The sequence below is a fragment of the Nostoc sp. S13 genome (assembly GCF_029379315.1).
In the GTDB taxonomy this organism is placed as follows: domain Bacteria; phylum Cyanobacteriota; class Cyanobacteriia; order Cyanobacteriales; family Nostocaceae; genus Nostoc.
Genome location: NZ_JAQYWQ010000099.1, coordinates 1 through 20,304, shown reverse-complemented (window position 1 = coordinate 20,304; position 20,304 = coordinate 1). Strand labels below are relative to the sequence as shown.

General features: G+C 41.0%; 16 protein-coding genes and 2 pseudogenes. 9 read left to right on the top strand and 9 right to left on the bottom strand.

The annotated features are described in order from the left end of the window. Window positions 1-243 precede the first annotated feature (243 nt). The gene (locus tag PUQ00_RS24715) at window positions 244-1,512 is read left to right on the top strand and encodes a tetratricopeptide repeat protein (protein ID WP_300421757.1); all 1,269 of its coding nucleotides are present in this window, start codon (window positions 244-246) and stop codon (window positions 1,510-1,512) included. A gap of 120 nt (window positions 1,513-1,632) precedes the next feature. On the opposite strand, the gene PUQ00_RS24710 is transcribed toward PUQ00_RS24715, so the two are convergent. Together PUQ00_RS24710 and PUQ00_RS24705 are read right to left on the bottom strand one after the other, a co-directional pair. Beyond that, window positions 1,633-2,466: a DUF4114 domain-containing protein gene (locus PUQ00_RS24710; RefSeq protein WP_300421756.1), complete on the bottom strand. Its 834-nt coding sequence runs from the start codon at window positions 2,464-2,466 to the stop codon at window positions 1,633-1,635. A gap of 559 nt (window positions 2,467-3,025) precedes the next feature. Continuing rightward, a pseudogene (locus PUQ00_RS24705) lies at window positions 3,026-3,225 on the bottom strand (Uma2 family endonuclease); the annotation flags it as partial. A 333-nt stretch (window positions 3,226-3,558) separates the two neighbouring features. Here PUQ00_RS24705 and PUQ00_RS24700 point away from each other — a divergent pair. Next, window positions 3,559-4,647, top strand: coding sequence for a hypothetical protein (locus PUQ00_RS24700; protein WP_300421755.1), 1,089 nt, complete (start codon window positions 3,559-3,561; stop codon window positions 4,645-4,647). 82 nt (window positions 4,648-4,729) lie between these two features. On the opposite strand, the gene PUQ00_RS24695 is transcribed toward PUQ00_RS24700, so the two are convergent. From PUQ00_RS24695 to hemE, 3 genes are all read right to left on the bottom strand, one after another. Beyond that, a complete protein-coding gene (locus tag PUQ00_RS24695; protein WP_300421754.1) occupies window positions 4,730-6,328 on the bottom strand; it encodes a B12-binding domain-containing radical SAM protein in 1,599 nt (532 codons plus the stop codon). Between the two features lie 224 nt (window positions 6,329-6,552). Next, window positions 6,553-7,518 (bottom strand): NAD(P)-dependent oxidoreductase, encoded by a 966-nt coding sequence (locus tag PUQ00_RS24690; protein WP_300421753.1) that lies wholly within the window; start codon window positions 7,516-7,518, stop codon window positions 6,553-6,555. A gap of 170 nt (window positions 7,519-7,688) precedes the next feature. Next, window positions 7,689-8,750, bottom strand: coding sequence for a uroporphyrinogen decarboxylase (gene hemE / locus PUQ00_RS24685; RefSeq protein WP_300421751.1), 1,062 nt, complete (start codon window positions 8,748-8,750; stop codon window positions 7,689-7,691). A gap of 230 nt (window positions 8,751-8,980) precedes the next feature. Between hemE and PUQ00_RS24680 the strand changes: the two genes are divergently transcribed. Next, window positions 8,981-9,721 (top strand): hypothetical protein, encoded by a 741-nt coding sequence (locus PUQ00_RS24680; protein ID WP_300421750.1) that lies wholly within the window; start codon window positions 8,981-8,983, stop codon window positions 9,719-9,721. Here PUQ00_RS24680 and PUQ00_RS24675 read toward each other — a convergent pair. Beyond that, window positions 9,704-10,618: an LD-carboxypeptidase gene (locus PUQ00_RS24675; protein WP_300421749.1), complete on the bottom strand. Its 915-nt coding sequence runs from the start codon at window positions 10,616-10,618 to the stop codon at window positions 9,704-9,706. The genes PUQ00_RS24680 and PUQ00_RS24675 overlap by 18 nt on opposite strands. Then, a complete protein-coding gene (locus PUQ00_RS24670) occupies window positions 10,615-11,943 on the bottom strand; it encodes an ABC transporter substrate-binding protein (protein ID WP_300421748.1) in 1,329 nt (442 codons plus the stop codon). The genes PUQ00_RS24675 and PUQ00_RS24670 overlap by 4 nt, the downstream gene beginning before the upstream one ends. 647 nt (window positions 11,944-12,590) lie before the next feature. Between PUQ00_RS24670 and PUQ00_RS24665 the strand changes: the two genes are divergently transcribed. Both PUQ00_RS24665 and PUQ00_RS24660 read left to right on the top strand, forming a co-directional pair. Beyond that, window positions 12,591-13,334, top strand: a complete 744-nt coding sequence (locus PUQ00_RS24665; protein ID WP_300421770.1) for a methyltransferase domain-containing protein — start codon at window positions 12,591-12,593, stop codon at window positions 13,332-13,334. A 664-nt stretch (window positions 13,335-13,998) separates the two neighbouring features. After that, complete coding sequence (locus PUQ00_RS24660; protein ID WP_335030489.1) at window positions 13,999-15,048, top strand: glycosyltransferase family 4 protein; 1,050 nt, start codon at window positions 13,999-14,001, stop codon at window positions 15,046-15,048. 15 nt (window positions 15,049-15,063) lie between these two features. Here the strand turns inward: PUQ00_RS24660 and PUQ00_RS24655 are convergent, their stop codons facing one another. Further along, complete coding sequence (locus tag PUQ00_RS24655) at window positions 15,064-15,252, bottom strand: type II toxin-antitoxin system HicB family antitoxin (protein WP_300421744.1); 189 nt, start codon at window positions 15,250-15,252, stop codon at window positions 15,064-15,066. A gap of 3 nt (window positions 15,253-15,255) precedes the next feature. Further along, a complete protein-coding gene (gene pgsA / locus PUQ00_RS24650; protein ID WP_300421742.1) occupies window positions 15,256-15,777 on the bottom strand; it encodes a CDP-diacylglycerol--glycerol-3-phosphate 3-phosphatidyltransferase in 522 nt (173 codons plus the stop codon). Between the two features lie 137 nt (window positions 15,778-15,914). On the opposite strand from pgsA, the gene PUQ00_RS24645 reads away from it, so the two are divergent. The 4 genes and pseudogenes from PUQ00_RS24645 to PUQ00_RS24630 form a co-directional block, all read left to right on the top strand. Then, on the top strand, window positions 15,915-17,336 hold the full coding sequence (locus PUQ00_RS24645; RefSeq protein WP_300421740.1) for an aspartate ammonia-lyase: 1,422 nt from the start codon (window positions 15,915-15,917) through the stop codon (window positions 17,334-17,336). Window positions 17,337-17,444: 108 nt separating this feature from the next. Next, window positions 17,445-18,416 (top strand): DUF362 domain-containing protein, encoded by a 972-nt coding sequence (locus PUQ00_RS24640; RefSeq protein ID WP_300421738.1) that lies wholly within the window; start codon window positions 17,445-17,447, stop codon window positions 18,414-18,416. Between the two features lie 1,295 nt (window positions 18,417-19,711). Then, entirely contained in the window at window positions 19,712-19,897 is a 186-nt protein-coding gene (locus PUQ00_RS24635) for a hypothetical protein (protein WP_300421736.1), read from the top strand. A gap of 219 nt (window positions 19,898-20,116) precedes the next feature. Beyond that, a pseudogene (locus PUQ00_RS24630) lies at window positions 20,117-20,304 on the top strand (hypothetical protein); the annotation flags it as partial.

Here is a 20,304-nt window from a genome sequence, read left to right as displayed (position 1 = left end):
TTATATAAGCTAAAAAGTCAGCTATGTAAGGGTTTCAGCTATTTTGAGGTTTATTTGTGGATAGGTCTATTGGGTGAATTCTATTTATAACAACTTAGGGTGGTATGTTCGTTTTTTTTAATCAAAAATACGAAATGAAGCAAAGCCACGCTGAATACTTAGAATATTAAGGGTGAGGGCATAGGTTAAACTACGAAACAAGCCTGCTGGAATTCAACTAACTGAATCAACCAAACAAATGCCATGAATGACGAATTCTACAATAGAGGATTGGAAAAGGCTAGGCGAAAAGACTACGCTGGAGCAATTGAGGAATTTAACCATGCTTTAGAACTGACACCTTATTTTCCCGAAGCTTACTTGCAACGGGGTTTGGCATATTATGACTCAGGTGCAATCCTTAACGCTGTTTCAGATTATACCGAAGTCCTGAAGCTGAATCCTGAGAGTGTAGAAGCATATTATTGTCGTGGATTAGCAAGGGTGGCGCTAAAAAATTTGCCTGGGGCGCTGGAGGATGTTGAACGCGCTATTCGTCTGAATCTGAATTATGCTGCTGCTTATAATCTGCGGGGGATGGTGCGGCGCAAACAGGGTTATATTCAAGATGCGATCGCTAACTTTAAAAAGGCTGCACAATTATATCTAGAGCAACAAGATAAAGAGAATTGTCGTCTGTGTCTGGAACTAATTAAACAGCTACAACCCCCGGAATTACCTGTTGTACAGCAATCTGGTTCTCCAAATGCGCCAATTTTATCCACAAAGGAATATTTCACGCAATTATTAGAAAAAGCTGAAAAGGGAGATACCCAAGAGGCACTCGCCGATTTAAACTGGGTATTAAAAGCCGATCCGCAAGATGCCCAAGCTTACTGCTGTCGTGGGGTTGTGCGTTTTAAAATGGGGAATTATCGAGAAGCGATCGCAGATTTTAATCAAGCATTGCGATTAAATTTTCAAGAGGCCATTGTCTATCGCAACCGAGGTAAAGCACGTTCTGTATTGGGAGATCATCAAGGTGCGATCGCGGATCTTAACCAAGCACTCCAGATCGAACCCAAAGATGCCTTAGTCTATATTGCCAGAGGTAATGCCTATCGGACAACGGGCAATTATCTCGGTGCAATTCAAGATTACACCCAAGCACTACAAATAAATCCCGATGATGCTCAAGCTTACTACAATCGCGGCATTGCCTATACTTGCTTAGAAGAAATGCAAAACGCCGTGGAAGATTATCAACGGGCGGCGAGTATCTTTTGTGAACAAGAAGACTGGGGAAATTATCAACAAGTCTTGAGTAGCTTAGAAAAAATTCAGAAATTTAGTCCAGAGTCAAAAAAGCAAAAATATAATCTGCTACGTCAGCGACTTTTGCGAATGGTTGGGGGATATTGGGAAATTGCCGAACGATTGATTCAGCAGAAGCAGGATTACTATCCTGGGATGGCAGACGAGTGGTATTTGCAAAAAGTTATCGATGATTTAGAACGCGATCGCAGTAGATAAAATATAAATGGGACTATACACAAAAATTCACCCATATAAGTGTACGGGTGAAAATGCGATCAATCACTTGTTATTTTCCAATGAAACTAAACGCACCGAATATTAAAAACGTTTCAAAGTTTAGTTAGAAGTGGGAGTTTGACGGCGACGACGCAATCCAAACATACTAACTGCTCCCACCGCGAACATTGATAGAGTAACAGATGGTTCAGGAATGGTAGCGCCAATTAGCTGTTTAACATTTGCCTCGCCGATATCAAGAACGATGACAACATCATTAAAGTCACGATCAGAATTTTCGTTCGCCTTACCAGTTGCGGAATCTATCCCTGAAGCCTGTAAACCACCGTATAAATCCTCAAATCCCAGAATGATGTAGTTGTTATAAGCATAAGCAACTACGTGCTGTAGTGCGTCAGGATTAGAGGCAGTTTGAGTACCAAAGACATTGCCATTGGGATTGTTTAAACCATCAGCTTTCAAAAAGAAGTCGAGTTGTGTACCTGCACTAATATTACCAAGTTTGACCCCATCACCGAATTTTAGTGCACTACCGCCCCCGCCAAGAACACACCCAACTCCATCACAAGAAGCATCCTTAAAAAGCAGCCCAGATTTGTTAGTAGTTCCTGTTGTGGCATTGAAGGCTAACTGATTTCTATAACCGGCACCCTCATTTATAAAGTAAACAGACACATCATTGTTGTATTTTAATGCTAATTTACTGGGGTCTAATTTAAATTGTCCACTGTTTGGGAGGGCAACGCCTTCAGCTTGGACAAATTGTTGAAAAGGAGTGTCGTTAAAACCAGTTTGAGATTCACTATATATGGTTGGTTGAGTCCAGGCATTATTCCAAGTAAAATCAGCAGCAGATGCAGTTTCTACTTTGGAAACTAATCCGGTCAAGGTAGCTGTAGCGGCAATCAAGGCAGTCAAAAAAGTAGCTTTCATATCAGAATTAATTAAGTAAATAAAACAATTTAGACAGTAATATTTTTAGCAGTCGGTCTGTGTCGATACTTAAGTTCTAACAGCTATAGTTTGGCAAAGTCAACGTTTATTTTGGCTTTTATTTGTATATTTAAATAGCTCTTTATATAGAGTATTTTTACTGACGAACAATCTGAACTGATAACTCATATACTGTCATTATGATTCAGTGTTTAAACTTAATATATGATGAGATTTATATGGGAAATTTATATTTTTTATTAAAATTAGATGTGCAATTTTGATAGTTAAAGCCCACAACCTCAACCTATATAGGTTGCATTGAGAGATGTAGATACGTAGTAACTTCAGGGAAGGTAAACCACTAAGCACAGCAGCTGCTACAACTTTGGGAACCAAAGCACTGCCTTATCTACGTATTACCCAATTTTTTAAGGAAGGTGAATTAAATAAAATACAAAACTTCATCCTGTATCTAGCTTCCCTCTCCTTTATAAGGAGAGGAATTGAGGGTGAGGTAAGCCAGGGACATAAATTATATGTTATTTAATTCTTATTCCTAAATATCTTCTGGGTTAATCCCCAAATTCTGTAACCTTTGCGCTAGCCGTTGGGCGCATTGTCGTTCATGCTTAATTCCTCTGGTGTAGGTAATCTTCGTCCTTGTTGGTCATACCAGTACAACCATTCACGCGTCCGCCCAAGATAAGTTCCGCGTTCTCGCCCAATTGCTAAAACAATCTCTAGTATCCATACCTGCTGAAGCTCAAATGCAACAAGCAGAGGCCGCTAAATAATCAGTCGATACCTTTTAACAATTCCAGCCAAGCAAGACCTCAAAGAGATTAATCGGTTTGGATGCGAGAAAAAATAATCGAGATTTCAGTAAGGTTGTGACGCAGGTTTTAAAAGAGGGGAATTATCAACTTGAGATTAACACTTCGTTGATGAGTAAACTAATGGAGTTAATTTTTCAAATAACTGGGATTGGAAAAGCAAAATAACTAATATAAGTAGATATAACTAAACATAAGTATAATTTTGAAGAATAATTAGAAAAAAGAGGCTAGCATATTAGTTTTAAGAAACAGTATGCAAGAGCAAGACTTTTATCGCGCTGATCCTGTAGCCCGTTGGTTAATTGATAAATGCCAATTGACACCTGTAAGTTTAGGGATGCTCTCAATCGTGATTACATCTGGTCTTTATTTAATTGCTGCTACGGTAAGTAAGACATTGATATTGCATGAAAAACACTTAGGATTGCTACAAGATTGGTTTGCCTGGGTGTGGATCTGCTTGCTCAATCCAGTCATCTTTGGCTACTACCTGTGGTCATTTAAGGCCATCTATCGGCTAATTCAGTACCTTGAACAATCAGATATTGTTGACACTGCCGAAGCAGAAATTAACTTGGTATTATTGCCCTACCAAAAGTCGTGGCGTCAATTTTTGGGGTTAGGAACAGCGATCGCTTTTGGAATCTGGTATTTCTCCCTACAGCAACATGTTTACAACTGGACAGGATCTGATGGAAGAATTCCTGCCCTAACGGGTGCGATTAACGCTGTTGCAATATTTTACGCAGGAAGTATATTAGTGTTGAACCTAACAACTAATGTTTGGTTACTGCATGAACTTTTGGGTAGGGATAATAAGCAACTTAAAATTAATCCACTTCATCCCGATCACTGTGGCGGTTTGAGTCCGTTGAGCCAATATTCACTGAATACAGCTTACCTAGCTGCTATATTTGGTACAATGATAACATTGAGTAAGTATCAATTTATTAGTCAAGGAATAGCGCAGGAGTACTGGTATTTTAATTTAACAATTCTGCTCTATATTCCCATATCGTTAGTATGCTTTTTTGGTCCTCTCCTTGCCGCCCGCAGAGGCATGAAAAAAGCTAAAGAAGAATTACTAAGCGAGATTGCAAAGCACTTTCAAGTAGATTATAAGCGTATTCACACAAGCTTGAGTAGCGATGGAGAAACTTTGAAGAAAGAAGCTATCAAACTTCAAGAGTTGCGTTCTCTCTACACATTGACTAATGAATTTCCTGTGTGGCCATTTGATGTTACAACCTTCCGTCAATACTTGCTTTCTGTAGTTACACCACTTCTTCCACTGCTACTCAAGTTAGGAGAGTACTATTTTAAGCGCATGGTTGTAAAGTAATTTAAATTCACATATTGCATTCATCTACTTTTAATTGAGAACGGGTAATAAGTAATTTATTTACTATTACCCATTACCATCCTTAACTGACTACTGCTTCAGCTTTTTCCTCTACTTTTTCCTTAACTAGCACATATGGCTTTTCTGCACCTTGTGCTAGATATTCAGCTAGCTGACTTTCAATTTGATCGCGCACAATTTGGCGATACTCTAGAAAATGCTCGTTGTGGGCGCAAGCGGCAATGTAATGTTCAACAACTCCAGGGTTACGCTTGATCATGCTGAACAAATGATGCCAGAATTTCCAGCGGGTTTCCCGTTTGATACCTTGTCGCCAAATTACAATTAACAATGCTTTTACAACAATCCACTCTGGCATTTTCGCTGGGGCTTTCCAACTTGGCAAACCCATCATTAAGAAGCAGCGATAGGTGCGATCTAAGTACTGTATTGGATCGTATAAAGTACAAAATGCCTCAATATATTCTCTGGCAAGTTCTTCCAGGGGACGGGTGGGGAGGAAGTTCATCAATGTTGTCTGGTTGATGTTGCCGTCTTGGTTTTCCCGCAGTCGTCCTTCCTTTTTCAGGCGATGCCAAAGCGCTGTATTTGGTAACGCTTGCAACATGGCAAAGGTTGTAGAAGGAATAGCTGCTTGTTCAGCAAAGCGGACAATGCGATCGCCTGCGCCTGCTTTTTCGCCATCAAAGCCGATAATAAACCCAGCCATTGGGCGCAATCCCGCTTTAGTGATGGTTTGCACTGCCTCAGTTAGGGAACTGCGAGTATTTTGAAACTTTTTGGTCATTTGTAAACTATCCTCATCCGGCGTTTCGATTCCCAAAAACACCGCCGCGAAACCACACTCAACCATCAACTTCAACATTTCTGAGTCTTCTGCTAAGTCAATTGAAGCTTCAGTGTCAAAGCGGAAGGGATACTTGTGTTCTGCCATCCAGACTTTTAACTCTTTCAGCAACAATTTTACATTTCGCTTGTTGCCAATAAAGTTGTCATCCACCATGAACACACCCCGCCGCCAACCCAATTCGTAGAGGTAATCTAACTCTGCTAACAATTGTGCTGGGGCTTTGGTGCGCGGTTTGCGCCCGTAGAGAACAATAATGTCACAAAATTCGCACTGGAAGGGACACCCGCGCGAAAACTGCACTGACATCATGTCATAGGCATCAAATTCTAATAAATCAAAACGGGGTATTGGTGTGCTTGTCACATCAGGTTTTTCTGTGGCGCGGAAAGTGCCAGATGTGTCTCCCCTTTTGATTGCCTCAATAAACATGGGCAGCGTGATTTCCCCTTCATCCAGAATCAGAAAATCTGCGCCAACATTTTCAACTTCGTGAGGTACAGAGGTGGGGTAAGGGCCGCCGACTGCGACTAGTTTGCCACGTTTTTTTGCTTCCTGGATTTGGTCAAGTAAATCTTGTTTCTGGACAATCATCGCCGAGAGAATTACTACATCTGCCCATGCCCATTCTGCTTCTGTTGCTGGGCGGATGTTGCGATCGACCAGTTTGAATTCCCATTCTTGGGGCAGAATCGCGGCTACTGTTACTAAACCTAGAGGTGGTAATAGAACTTTGCGATCAACTAATTCTAAGATTTTTTCATATGACCAAAAGGTTTTGGGAAATATCGGATACACTAACAAGATTCGCATGTAGTATCAATCCTCACACTTTGATTGTTATCCCACTCTAACGAAAATAAAGAGTTATTGACTTTTTATTCCCGTTTACTAAGTTTTGTATAAGGTTGTGGATTTTTTAAACGCAGAGGAACGCAAAGTAAAGCGCAGAGGGACGCAAAGTTTGAGGGGTAGAGTCTCGATACAATACGTTATTTTTCTGGTAATTTTTTACAACCGTTGTCAAAAGCTACTGATTATATCCAGTTTTTAGCACGTTCAACGCCACTAATTTTTAAAACATCACTCATGGTTGCACAATAATTTGGTAAGCCGAAACTATCGGGATTGATGAATTTTTCATAGGTGAAATGCCGATAGTTCATGCAAAACCGATCCCAAGCGGCCATTTGAATGCGGAACAGAACAATAATCAAATTAGCCAATGCTAAAGAGATGGGAATACGAAAGTAAATCTTTTTGCCTAAATAAGCGCAAACTTCTTCTATTGCCTGGTTAGCACTTAACTGCGCTTGACCTAAAATAAACCGACGTGATTGCTCATTTTCGGGAGGATGATCAATTAAATATCGCACTACAGTCGCAATGTCTCGCCCGTGGATAAAGTGAAAACTGCCATCTGCTTCCAAAAAGCGAATTAAATTAATATATTTCGTAACTTCTGGAATCCCAGATGTGAGGTGAGAATAGGGTTTATTGGCATCACCGCCTACTACTAAAGTGGGAAATACTGTGGTAATTTTGGGTGCGATCACTAATTTTTCTTTTTTCTGTAAGCAGTCATATTTGGAACGGATGTAATCTGTCCCAATTTCCCCAGCTTCTTTTAATGGTTGATTGTAGCGATCCAAAACGCTAGCTGTCGAAAAATAAATCACCTGCTGGCAACGTTCCGGATCTAGTAGTTCCAGCAACTCTATAGTCTTGACGACATTAATATCAAATGTCTGATCACCACCCCAAGCTGTAGCTGTGAGTACCGCCGTATCAATTGTGGATAGCAAATCGGCAAACTGGCGAATATTTTGCATATCACCTTGCAAAACGTTGATACCTGAACGTGCCTTGGTATCAACTTGCAGTTTACTTGGGTTCCTAACTAGTAGATACAGTTCGTGATCTGTTTCCTTAATTAAAGCTTCTGTTAAATAATGACCTATACAACCACTTGCACCAGTCACTAAAATCCGTTTCTGGCTCATAGAGAATTTATCAAACGTTAGCAGTTAAAACTAAAGAGTTAAAAATAAAGTTAAAAGTTCCGAATCGAACTGATAACTTATCATTCTGGAAATTTTAGATTTTGAATTTTGGATTTTGGATTGAAAAAAAATCTAAAATCTAAAATCTAAAATCTAAAATTGAATGACTCTCAACCCTTAACTCCTGCAAGATTCAATTCCTTTGCGGTTTCAAAGAAGAAAGCGACATTTTCTTCTGGAGTTTCTGGTAAAACACCGTGGCCGAGATTGAGAATGTGACCCCAATTGCCAGCTTTGCGAACGGTATCGAGAATGCGATCGCGGATAAACTGTTTAGAGCCGAATAGTACGCCTGGGTCAAGATTTCCTTGAACTTTGACTTGTTTGCCCAATCTTGCTCGTGCATCTGCCATATCCACTGCCCAGTCTACACTGACAATATCAGCGCCAGATTGTGCCATTCTTTCCAACACACCCGCACTACCGCTAACTAGCAAAATTAAAGGCGTATCGGGATGGGTTTGCTTGACTTGCTGGAAAACTCTCTGCTGATAAGGGAGAGCAAAGGTGTCATAATCTTGAGGACTCAATTGACCCGCCCAAGAATCAAACATTTGCACAACTTGAGCACCAGAGTCAATTTGGTAACGGGCATAGATGGCGATCGCATCTGCTAATTTAGCTAACAGTTGATGCAATATCGTCGGATCTGAAAATGCCATGTTTTTGATGATGGAGTAGGTTTTAGAACCTTTTCCCTCAACTGCATAAGCTGCTAACGTCCACGGCGCACCCACAAAGCCCAACACCGTTGATTTATCGCCTACTTCAGAACGCAACGCCTGCAAGATGGTTTTGATAAATGGTAGAGTTGCTTCTGGTTCTAAAGGATGCAGACGATCAATTTGTTCTTGAGTGCGGAGGGGCGAAGAGATGATTGGCCCTTTACCTTCGGCGATATCCATGTCAATGCCCAAACCAGGTAATGGGGTGACAATATCAGAAAATAAAATTACTCCATCTGGCTGGAAGGCTTTCCACGGTTGCAAGGAAACTTCAATTGCTACATCTGGAATTTCCGAGCGCTCGCGAAACGAAGGATACTGCTCTCTTAAGTCTCGATATGCTTTCATATATCGTCCCGCTTGTCGCATCATCCATACAGGGGGACGATCTACTACTTCACCACGAGCAGCCCGTAAGAGATGAGGAGTCGTTGAAGAAACACCCATTTATCACTTCATCCTAAGTCACAATTTTTATGCCACTGTTTAGCTTATCATTCTGGGATTACGCTTTATCGCTGATCAGCAAGTTGTCAGCAAAAGCCCTAGTCGCTTCACGGCAATGGCGAGTCGAAAGTAAAAAATGGGATAAAACAAGAATCAACAAAGAAATTGGAATATAAAAGAATTTCGTTACTCTTGTCTGTTTTCCCTACTCTCCACTCCCCTAACTTTATATGCAAACTGACTCTAACAGTCCCGATCATGTTGCATCTACTAATAACGAGCCTAACCCAGGAAAGTTTTTGATTCCCCGATCGCAGCGACAGAGGTTCTTTATTCAGTTTACCTTAATGACCCTGATCGGATGGGTTGTGGGTGGCGTTGCCAGTATCGCCTTAGAGAAAATTATTCTCCAAAGTCTCTCACCTAGCGTTGCTATCCAACCACAAACATGGAGCATTTTGGTCAGAAGTCTCAGTAACGTTGTATTTGCCGTGATTTTTGCTGCTGACCAGGGGCTAATCCTTTACCGATATTTACCGGGTTGGCAGTGGATATTTGCTACTAGCGTCGGTTGGTTGATTGCCAACGGCGTTTCTACAGCCTGGATTAACTACATTTCAACCATTGCCTCATCGTTAAATGAAACTTTATCTCCTGAAGATACTTTGATTTTGGGATTTCTGTCAGCGATCGCATATGTAATTTCTGGAATTTGGCTAGGGATTTGCCAATGGCTGGTATTGAGGCGATATACAGCAGGCATTTGGTGGTGGAATTTTTTACCCTCAATTTCTTTCTTATTAATTAGTATTTTGGTTTGGTTGCTTTTTGTGGTACAAGACTTGATTCCAGAAGCAAACCGTAATTTTATATTGTATTGGAGTGGACAAGGATTTACAGCAATGATTCTGGGAGTTATACCTGCAATTGGCTTGTGTAGATTGAAAAAAAATTCACATCCCGGTACATGAATTATGAATTTTTAATATTCCGTCATCAGCATCTAAAGTTACTTCCACACCCACTGGTAACACTGCATTCGGGCTATCATGACCAAAAGGCAGATGAGAGACAACAGGAATCCCCAAATCGCCTAAGCGATCGCGCAGAACTTCTTCCACACTAAAACTAGGCACATTTGGTGGGGCTTGACACCGAGTGAAACCCCCCAAAGCAATCCCCCGAAGTTTTGCTAAACAACCACTTAAACGCCACTGTGTCAACATTCTGTCAATGCGGTAGGGTGGTTCTGTGACATCCTCAAGTGCCAAAATCACACCATCGAAATTTGGTTGCATTGGTGTATTTAAAAGATGGGTTGCTACTGTGAGATTTCCTGGTAGCAAAATACCAGTAGCAATCCCGCCACCCCAACCATAACCTTTGAGAGGTTTAGTATCTCGCCCTTCTACCCAATTGAACAATCGCTCGATTGACCAATCTGGCTCATCGGCGAGAGTTGTCATCACTGGGCCATGAAGGCTGGAAATCCCGACGTTATAAAGGCTCCATAAAAGGGCGGTGATGTCAGAAAAACCAATCAACCACTTGGGAAGTTCTAAGCTTTGTTGCCAATGCCAATTTTCTAAGATCCGAGTGCTACCAAAACCACCTCTGGCGCAGAGGATACCCCGACAATCTGGATCTTGCCATGCTGCTGCTAGCTGGTTACGGCGGTCTTCATCTGTGCCTGCTAAATATCCCCATTTATCATCTATCTTTGGGCTGATTTCTACTTGGTAGCCGTGCGATCGCCAAATTTCCACACTCCGCTCAAACGGCTCCAATTCTCGTAAAGCACCACTGGGCGCAATAACTCGTAGCAAGTCACCAGGTTTCAGGGGTGGTGGTAGGATTTTAGATTTCATCTAGATGGTTGAGAATCCCAAATTGAGTCGAGGTTTGCTTGGGCTTGTTTGAGGGCTGTTTGTGGAGAAGCGCCTAACATGGTGGCTTCGATGGCTCGACCTAAACTGTCAGATAAACGACTATAGCCAGGAATGATTGGTCTAAAACCTGATACAGACATTTGGTCAATAAAGACTTTCAAGACAGGTTTTTGCTGGATAAATTTCTGGTAAGCCTGACTTTGGGTAGATTTGAGGTTAACTGGTAAAAAACCCGTCCCCATACTCCATTCTGTTTGGAATTTTTCACTCAAGACATACTCTAAAAATTTGAGTGCAGCTTGCTCTCTGGCTGGTGTGGTCTTCATCAAATACATATTTCCAGTGGCTGTCACCGTCGCCGGCTTCACATTTCCAGGTATAGGGAATGCGTTAAAGTCAACATTGGACTTCATTATATAAGTCCAAGGGCCTGTGAGCTGCATCGCAACGCGACCTGCCATAAAAGCGTCTTCTTCATAACCTCGCTCTGGGGAAGAAAGGATTGCTGAACCATCTTTTAATAGGTCTTGCCAAAATTGTAAGGCTGCGATCGCACCGGGATTCATCAAATTTGGGCGATTATTTGTCACAACTTCTCCGCCAGCGCTCAATAAAAAGGGGAACCAACTAAAGACAGTCCATTCTTCCTTTCCTAAAGGTAGTAACATTCCGTACTGTTCAGGTCGATTATCGCCATTCCGGTCTATGGTCAATTTTTTGGCAACTTTCCTCAGTTCTTCCCAAGTCTGAGGAATTTGCGTAATTCCCACAGCTTGGAAAAGTTTAGGTCGGTAAAAAATACCTATATTGCTCGTGTAAAGTGGGATTGACCAAAGATGACCGTCTAATTTCAATTCTTCCCATAAGTTGGGGCTAATTTCCGACTTCAATGGCAATTTGTCCACCCATTCTTCTAAAGGTCGAATTGCCCCTAGTTCCATAAACTGACCTGTCAATTGAGGATCGAATGACAGAAGATCTGGAGGTGCATTGCCCACAACTGCTGTTAATATTTTTGGTAGTTGAGGTTGACCAATGAAGAGAGATTCCACCTGAATATCAGGATGAGTCTGATTAAATTTATCTACTAGTTTGTTAAACACATCTCGATTAGCAGGGGGATTAATTGATTGCCATAGGCTCAGATGAATTACTCCGTCATTTTTCTGGACTGTCCCCTGACAACCAGATAAGAATATGAAAAATATACTCAGAATAATTCTTATCAGCGAAAGCCGCCAAGCAGAATTGGTCAACTGGCCGGAAAAATTCGGAATTTGGGATTGGAAAAGGGTAACTTTCATGCAATTTTTCAGATTAAATAATACTTTGCTTCCAGGGTTTGATTGAATTAAAAAACAAATTATCGGCGTGTAAATACACAAAATTGTAATTATAATTATTGATTTTATCAATATTTCTATATTTAAAAATATCTCTTTGATGTCCAAGATTATCTAAAAAGTATTTATCCTCTTGCATCAGACTTCAAATAAAATTTTATCAGGCAGATGCCTATACGGTTCGGTTAAGAATATTTGTAGGTTGGGTTGAACCAACGCGAACAGCGTCCTGTAGGGAAGTGAAACCCAACAAACATTGCAACATGTTGGGTTTTGTTCCTCAAACGCCACTTGCTTTAAGTCGGGAAACCGCATCGCCCTTGCTGTTTCCCCTTCTCTACGAGACGCTGCGCGAAGGGAGAAGGGCGCAGTGGCTCCTCAACCTACACATTTTTATTTTTTCGGCTTAAGCGAGCCGTATTGAGGGAGGTGCAGAAATATAACCTCAAGCAACTAAGGCAATTTTTATCAAAAAATCTTTCTAATTTAGAAAATATTGCTCAAATATACTACATTTTGTCTCAATGTTTACGAGTGCTAATAAGTCAAACTGGTATACATTTATTCTATAATAGAAAACGTTGATTTCATGGGTACACGATTTTTTTATGGTAAGCTCTACCACGCCTTTTTTATTAAGTAGCTATTTAGAAAATTCATTTTATTTCAAGCATCATCTACAAGATTTTTTACATTTAGATGCAGAAACCGTAGAGACAAAGTTAGCAGCAGCACAAGAAGAAATAAAAAACTTAGGACACAAAGATTTTAATTGGCAAGAAGCAAGTACTTTCTATCGTGACAAAGTAGGAGAACTTTACTTATTTGAATTGGGGGCTTGGCATCTGTCAAGTCATGAATATATTGGGGATATGTTGCGGTTGATTGCAGATTATGCCCAAGGTCGAGTCTTAGATTTTGGTGGTGGAATAGGAACTCATGCCCTTGGCGCTGCTCTTTTCCCACAAGTTGAGCAAGTGATTTATTATGATATTAATCCGATTAATCGTGATTTTGTTAAGTATCGATCTGAGAAAATGGGACTGGACAAAAAAATAATTTTTCCTCTGGAAATGCCTACCAAAGAGAAATTTGATACGATTTTGTGCTTTGATGTTTTAGAACATCTGTTAGATCCTAGCCAGCAGTTATTACAATTTTATCAAGCTTTAAACTCGGAAAGTAAAATGATAGTGAATTGGTATTTCTTTAAAGGTGTTAATCAAGAATACCCTTTTCATTTAGATGATCCTAAAGTAATAGAAACATTTTTCCATACACTTCAGAGTCACTTCTTAGAGGTTTTTCACCCTTACCTGATTACAACTCGTTGCTACCGAAAGCAGAGTTGAATTTAATTTCATGTCTTTTGGGTGGAGCAATAGCCATTGATGTCAACTTAAGCCAAAACCCTTTTAAAACCTCGTTAAGAGCCTCTGGCTGGAAATGTTGCTCATTGCGGCTCAACCCCTCTTTCTTGAGGCGGCAGCCCCCGCATAGGCATTCCCAGTCAGAGACTTCTTTTCGAGACAATCTCTAAAAGCTGGTTATAGACTAACTTTCACGTTAAGTTGACACCGATGAGCAATAGCGAAACCCAATAAGTACGTTGTTTAGGTTAGGACTTACGCAGAAGAGATCCCCCAACCCCCTTAAAAAGGAGCTTTCAAGTTCCCCCCTTTTTAAGGCAGGGCTGTTTCGTTCCCTAAAAAGCTTTAAAAATCAAGGGTTATAGCAATTAAAAATTAGTTATTTTGTTACCAGCGTGCCGATAAAATGAACTATCTTACTGATATTTAAGTGCTTAAATGTTCATCTCAGGGTCACTTTTACTTACAATTTTCTCGCTAACCATCTTGACAAATCTTGTTTGAAATGGAATGAAACAGCCCTGCCCTTTTTAAGGGGGTTAGGGGGGATCGAGGTTTCAAGTTTTAATTGCGTAAGTCCTGTAGGTGAAAAAATGATGTTTATGAAAATAAATTAACGACGAAAATGTACCATAAATTATTATTTATGTCTACCCCAATGGGTGCGCTAGGTTCAGGATTGGGAGGTGGAGTAGAGTTGACTCTATCTAATATTGCTACAGAGATGCTACGGCGAGGACATAAATTAGAAATTGTTGCACCGCAAGGGTCTATCAGCAATTCATTACCTATTAGAGAAATTCCCGGAGAACTAATACAGATACCAGCCCAAAATCAGAGTCGTAGTGATCCGATTTTTCTGCATAAAAATTCTGTCTTAGCGAATATGTGGGATTATGCTCGGCAAGTCCAAGCAGATTATGATTTAATTGTTAATTTTGCTTATGATTGGTTGCCATTGTATTTAACACCATTTTTTAACTGTGCGATCGCCCATCTGATCAGTATGGGTTCTTTGACAGATGCAATGGATCAAATTATTGAACAAGTAGCAATCAATTTTCCGAATACTATCGGTGTTCACAGTCAAACACAGGCAGCAACTTTCACATTTGCACAACGATGTATTTGTCTGCTAAATGGTTTGGATTTATCTATTTATCAATTTTGTCCCAAACCTACTCAAAGCTTGGCGTGGGTAGGTAGGATATCTCCTGAAAAAGGACTAGAAGACGCAGTAGCAGCAGCAGAAATTACCGGCATTACACTGAAAATATTCGGCTTAAAACAGGATGTATCTTACTGGGAAAAGATTTGTCAAGAATACCCTGATGCTCCCATAAAATATGTAGGATTTTTACCAACGGTTGATCTCCAAAAGGAGTTAGGTCAATGTCAAGCAGTTTTAGTAACTCCCCGTTGGATAGAAGCATTTGGAAATGTAGCAATAGAGGCGCTTGCTTGTGGAGTGCCTTTAATTGCTTATCGTCGGGGTGGTTTAACAGAAATTGTCCAGTCAGGCAAAACTGGTTTTTTAGTGGAACCTGATAATATCCAAGGTTTAGTAGAAGGAATTAAGCATTTGGATGAAATTGACCGTCAAGCTTGTCGCCAGCAAGCAGAAACTTTATACTCTTTAGAAGCTATGGGCGATCGCACAGAAGAGTGGTTTCAAAAAATTCTGAGAATAGATTAATAATTAGGGTGAGAATTAGATAAATTGAAAAGAAACTTTTGCAGTCAAAGGCTCTGGTAGTGGTTTACCTTGGGCTTGGTAATCTTCAATCAAAAGTTCCAGCACTTGCTCACCATTATTGAGAGCATCCGCGTAGGCATTTCCATGAGTGTGTGCATAGGGGCCAAACTCAGGTAGGCTAACAATGTACTTTTTATCTTCCATGTTTCATTCTTGTTCAGTGCTAGCTTTTTGCGGCAAAAGATAAATACCCCCAGAGATTAAAGTTAAGGCGACAGAAATCCAAAAGCCAATCAGAGAGCGAGTTTGCCACACTTCAGGTAGCGGTGCAATCAGAAGCGCGATCGCAACTATTTGACTAACAGTTTTGAGTTTACCCCAAATATTTGCCCCGGTAATCGTCGTTTGATTCACCCGCCAACCTGCGATCGCTAATTCCCGCGCTAAAATCAAAAACACTCCCCAAGCTGGCACTTTTCCTAGTTCAATAAAAACCATCAACGGCGCAAGTACCAGAAATTTATCCACTAAGGGATCAAGAAATTTACCTAAATCAGTAATTTGGTTGAGTTTCCGCGCCAAATAGCCATCTAACCAATCAGTCAATGCAGCAATCAGAAAAATCGCCAAACATATCCACTTAGCTTCAGGTGTAGGATTATATAAACCGTAAAGCAGAAATGGTATCCCCAATAGGCGAGAGAAGGTAATCCAGTTGGGTATGCTCATAGGGAATTCAAAACTCAAAATTAACAAGTGTAAAGCAACAAGCAGCCAAACAAATATGCAAAATCTATGCAGATTAGTGTATCTGAGTGCACCTGCGTGGGAAAATCTGTTTTCTGTAGCTCTCCTAAAACAATACTATGACTGAACACCCAGACTCCCAATTCCGCATCGAACGCGATTCAATGGGCGATCGCCAAATCGCTAGTAGCGTTTATTACGGCATTCAAACGCTACGGGCAATCGAAAACTTCCCAATTAGCGGCATCAAGCCTTTACCCACTTACGTAGATGCTGGATTAATAATTAAAAAAGCTACAGCAATTGTGAATGGTGAACTGAATTGCATTCCCCAAGATATTAGTCAGGCGATTGTGCAAGCAACTGATGAAATCCTGGCTGGGAAGTTCCGCGATCAATTTGTCGTGGATGTTTATCAGGCGGGTGCTGGAACATCTCACCACATGAATATCAACGAAGTTTTAGCAAATCGCGCCTTAGAAATTCTTGGTGAAGAAAAGGGCAATTACAAACGTGTTAGTCCCAATGATCACGTTAATTATGGGCAGTCTACCAATGATGTGATTCCTACCGCAATTCGCATTGGTGGATTATTGGCATTATCCCAGACATTACACCCAGCAATAGAGGGGGCGATCGCATCTTTAGAAAACAAAGCTGTAGAATTTCAAGATATCGTCAAATCTGGCAGAACCCACTTACAAGACGCTGTACCTGTGCGTTTGGGTGAGAATTTTCGGGCTTGGGCGCAAATTCTTACAGAACATCAAAACCGAATTTACACCGCCTCTGGTGATTTGATGGTGTTGGGTTTGGGAGGTAGTGCAGCCGGAACGGGGTTAAATACTCATCCTCTATATCGCGCCCGTGTGGTGGAAGTTCTCTCAGAATTGATTGACACTCCCCTAGAACCTGCGCCCCACCTCATGGCAGCCATGCAAAGTATGGCCCCATTTGTGAATGTTTCCGGTGCTTTACGCAACTTAGCGCAGGATTTAGTTAAGATATCTCACGATTTGCGGTTGATGGATTCGGGGCCAAAAACTGGCTTCAAAGAAATTCAACTGCCCCCAGTGCAACCTGGTTCCTCAATTATGCCAGGGAAATATAACCCAGTCATGGCAGAGATGACATCAATGGTGTGTTTTCAGGTGATGGGTTACGATAGTGCGATCGCTTTAGCCGCACAAGCCGGACAATTAGAATTAAATGTGATGATGCCGCTGATTGCCTATAACTTGATTCACAGTATCGAAATTCTTGGTAATACCATCGCCGCACTCACCGAACGCTGCATCCAGGGAATTACAGCCAACCAGGAACGTTGTTTAGCATACGCCGAAGGCAGTTTAGCTTTAGTAACCGCACTAAATACCCACATCGGTTATTTAAAAGCCGGTGCTGTCGCCAAAGAATCTTTAGAAACTGGTAAATCCCTGCGGCAGATTGTTCTAGAACGAGGATTGATGAGTGAAGCAGACTTAGCCACAGTCTTAAATCTAGAACAAATGAGTATTATCTTACCGCTCAAGACAGAATAATAGGTTACAGGGTATTGGGCATTGGGCAATAACTAATAACTAATAGTTTTCTTCCCCTGCTCCCCACTCCCCACTCCCCACTCCCCACTCCCCACTCCCCATTTATCTATGCAGACTCAAAAACCATCTGTTAGTCTCATTCGGGCTACATCCTACGAACGAACAGCCTTACGGGAATCCTTAGTCATTCTCCTGGAACCTTTTGGAGGAATGGCAGCGTTTGTAAAAAAAGGCGATCGCGTTTTACTCAAACCGAATCTACTTACAGGGACGCGTCCTGGTAAAGAGTGTATCACCCGTGCCGAACTAGTTTACGAAGTTGCCCAGATGGTAATTGAGGTTGGCGGTAAGCCATTTTTGGGCGATAGCCCTGCTTTTGGCAGTGCCAAGGGCGTAGCAGTGGCAAACGGTTATCTGCCTATTTTAAAAGAACTCAATCTTCCCATCATCGATTTTCACGGTCAGCGTTACCAAACCATTAGTAATAATTTTAACCATCTGCGGCTATCTAAAGAAGCAATGGAAGCAGACGTAGTGATTAACTTACCTAAAGTGAAATCACATATGCAGTTGACATTAACACTGGGCGTAAAAAACTTGTTTGGTTGCGTTCCTGGCAAAATGAAAGCTTGGTGGCACATGGAAGCTGGAAAAGACGCAAATAGATTTGGTGAAATGTTAGTAGAAACTGCCAGGGCAATTAATCCTAACTTAACCATATTAGATGGCATCATCGGTCATGAAGGAAATGGCCCCAGTAATGGTGAACCTCGCCAACTTGGCATTTTAGCAGCCGCATCAGATATATTTGCTCTAGATCGGGCAATGGTAGAAATCCTCAATGTTTCTCCTGAACAAGTGCCTACAGTTGCAGCTTCCCAAAGACTAGGAGTTTGTCCAGAACTTGCTGCCATAGAGTTTCCGCATTTAAATCCTGACTTATTAAAAATAGAAGATTGGCGCTTACCAGACAAGTTGATGCCTATCGATTTTGGTATGCCCCGCGTAATTAAGTCTACCTTTAAGCATCTTTACACCAGATTTATCAAGGAACCAATGAGTGTTTACGGAAGGGAGTAGGGAGTGAGGAAGGTACATTGGTGTCAACTTAAGCTCAAACTCCTTTAAAACCTCGTTTCCAGGCTCTGGCTGGAAATGCAGCTCCTGGTGGCTCTGCCGCAACTTACGGAGGCGGAGCCTCAATGAAGGGCATTCCCAGTCGCAGACTCTTAACGAGAAAACGAGATAATCTGCTAAAAGCTGGTTCTAGGCTGGTTTTCACCTTAAGTTGACACCAATGAGGAAGGTGGGGTCCCCTCTGGGGATAAGGGGTAAATGGGGAGTGGGGAGATAAGGGGGATGAGGGAAACAAGGGGGACAAGGGGAAAATAACCCATTCCCAAAGCCCAATGCCCAATGCCCAATGCCCAATGCCCAATGCCCAATTTACAAGTGCAAACTTCGTTACAGCAATTTTATTTATTAGCAGAGTAATCTGTAATTACCCTCCGATTGCTTAACCAGACCGCCCTATTCTAGTTAGTGGCGGTTTTTTTAGCTGATTAATTTGTTATAGAATTTCTCGTATTGGATTTTGATTTATCCAAAAAGTTATACGGATTTAGGATCTGAAAATTCGGATTGGGTATTTTATTAGATATAAGTAATGTCTCCCTACAAGTCGCTACACGTCTACGCCAGCTTCTAAACCATTTTTGACTCTACCTATATATAGATTGACAAAATTGCTGTGATATTACATAGATTTGACAATTTAAGTTCTGAAATATTTGTTTAGTGGTATCACTGAATCCATGCTACACAAAACAGTTGATGTATCTGTATTTATTCAGTAGTTATGAGTGGTTACAAAAATCATTCCTACCAGTTTCTTCTTTGGTGTCAAATATTTTTATGTATAACTACTGTAGAACAATCGAAAACACTGAATAGATATCAGTGTAATTGCTAATTTGTGTCCTGTATCACAATTATCAATTTCAGTAAAATGACCTTAACAAAGGCGTTGCAGGATGATATAATCATGAAGTATCGGACAAATACATTTTGCTAATTAATCTTTAACCAGCGAAAAAATGTAATTTATGATGCTGTTAAAGTTAACTTTGCTTATCCGAAGCGTTACATCATACAGGGAAACATCTGAAAACATAAATCACAAAATACAACATGATTTGTTTACTTGTAACTTTGTATTAAGAACTCCATGTATCAAAAAGCTATTATGACAGTTGTAAAACTGTTTTAGCTTGTAGAATGCCAGACATTTTACAGTTTAAAAATAGCTAAAATAGCATCAATACTCTCACTGAGAGAGTAGACCTACACAGTATTACGAATAACTTCAATTTTGTATGAATTCAAATAGCCAGTCTGCCAATGCCGACACATATTCCCAACGTTTGGCAGACATTGTGGGAACTGCGATCGCTCTGTTAACTCTCACCCTACCCGTCTTTGTCATCGCTCACTATTCTTCAACTAATGTTGAAAATAACCAGCAACCCCTGGTTCAAAACCTCAAAGGAAGTCAAGATTGATAAAGCTTCCCAGTAGCATTTTCCCAGCACCAGAGCTACAAAAAAGGAGAAAACTGATTTTGAGACAATCTCTGTAGATTTGGATGTAGTTTATCAGCAATAAGCTGAATCTGTATTGTCTGACTCCAGATTTCAGTTGTATTGACAGAGTAGGGGCAGAAATCCCTACGACAGCAATCAAGGGCAGAGGATATCCATAATACCCTCTTGGAAAAAGCGTTGCAAGGAAACTTCGCAACGCTTTTTCCATTTTTAGCTAATTCAAGGGAACTGGGGAACTGGGGAGCAGGGAGCAGGGAGCAGAGAAAATTCCTCTCCTTTGCACCTTTCCCTCTGCCCCTCTGCCTCTTCTCAATGCCCAATGCCCAATGCCCAATGCCCAATGCCCAATGCCCAATGCCCAATGC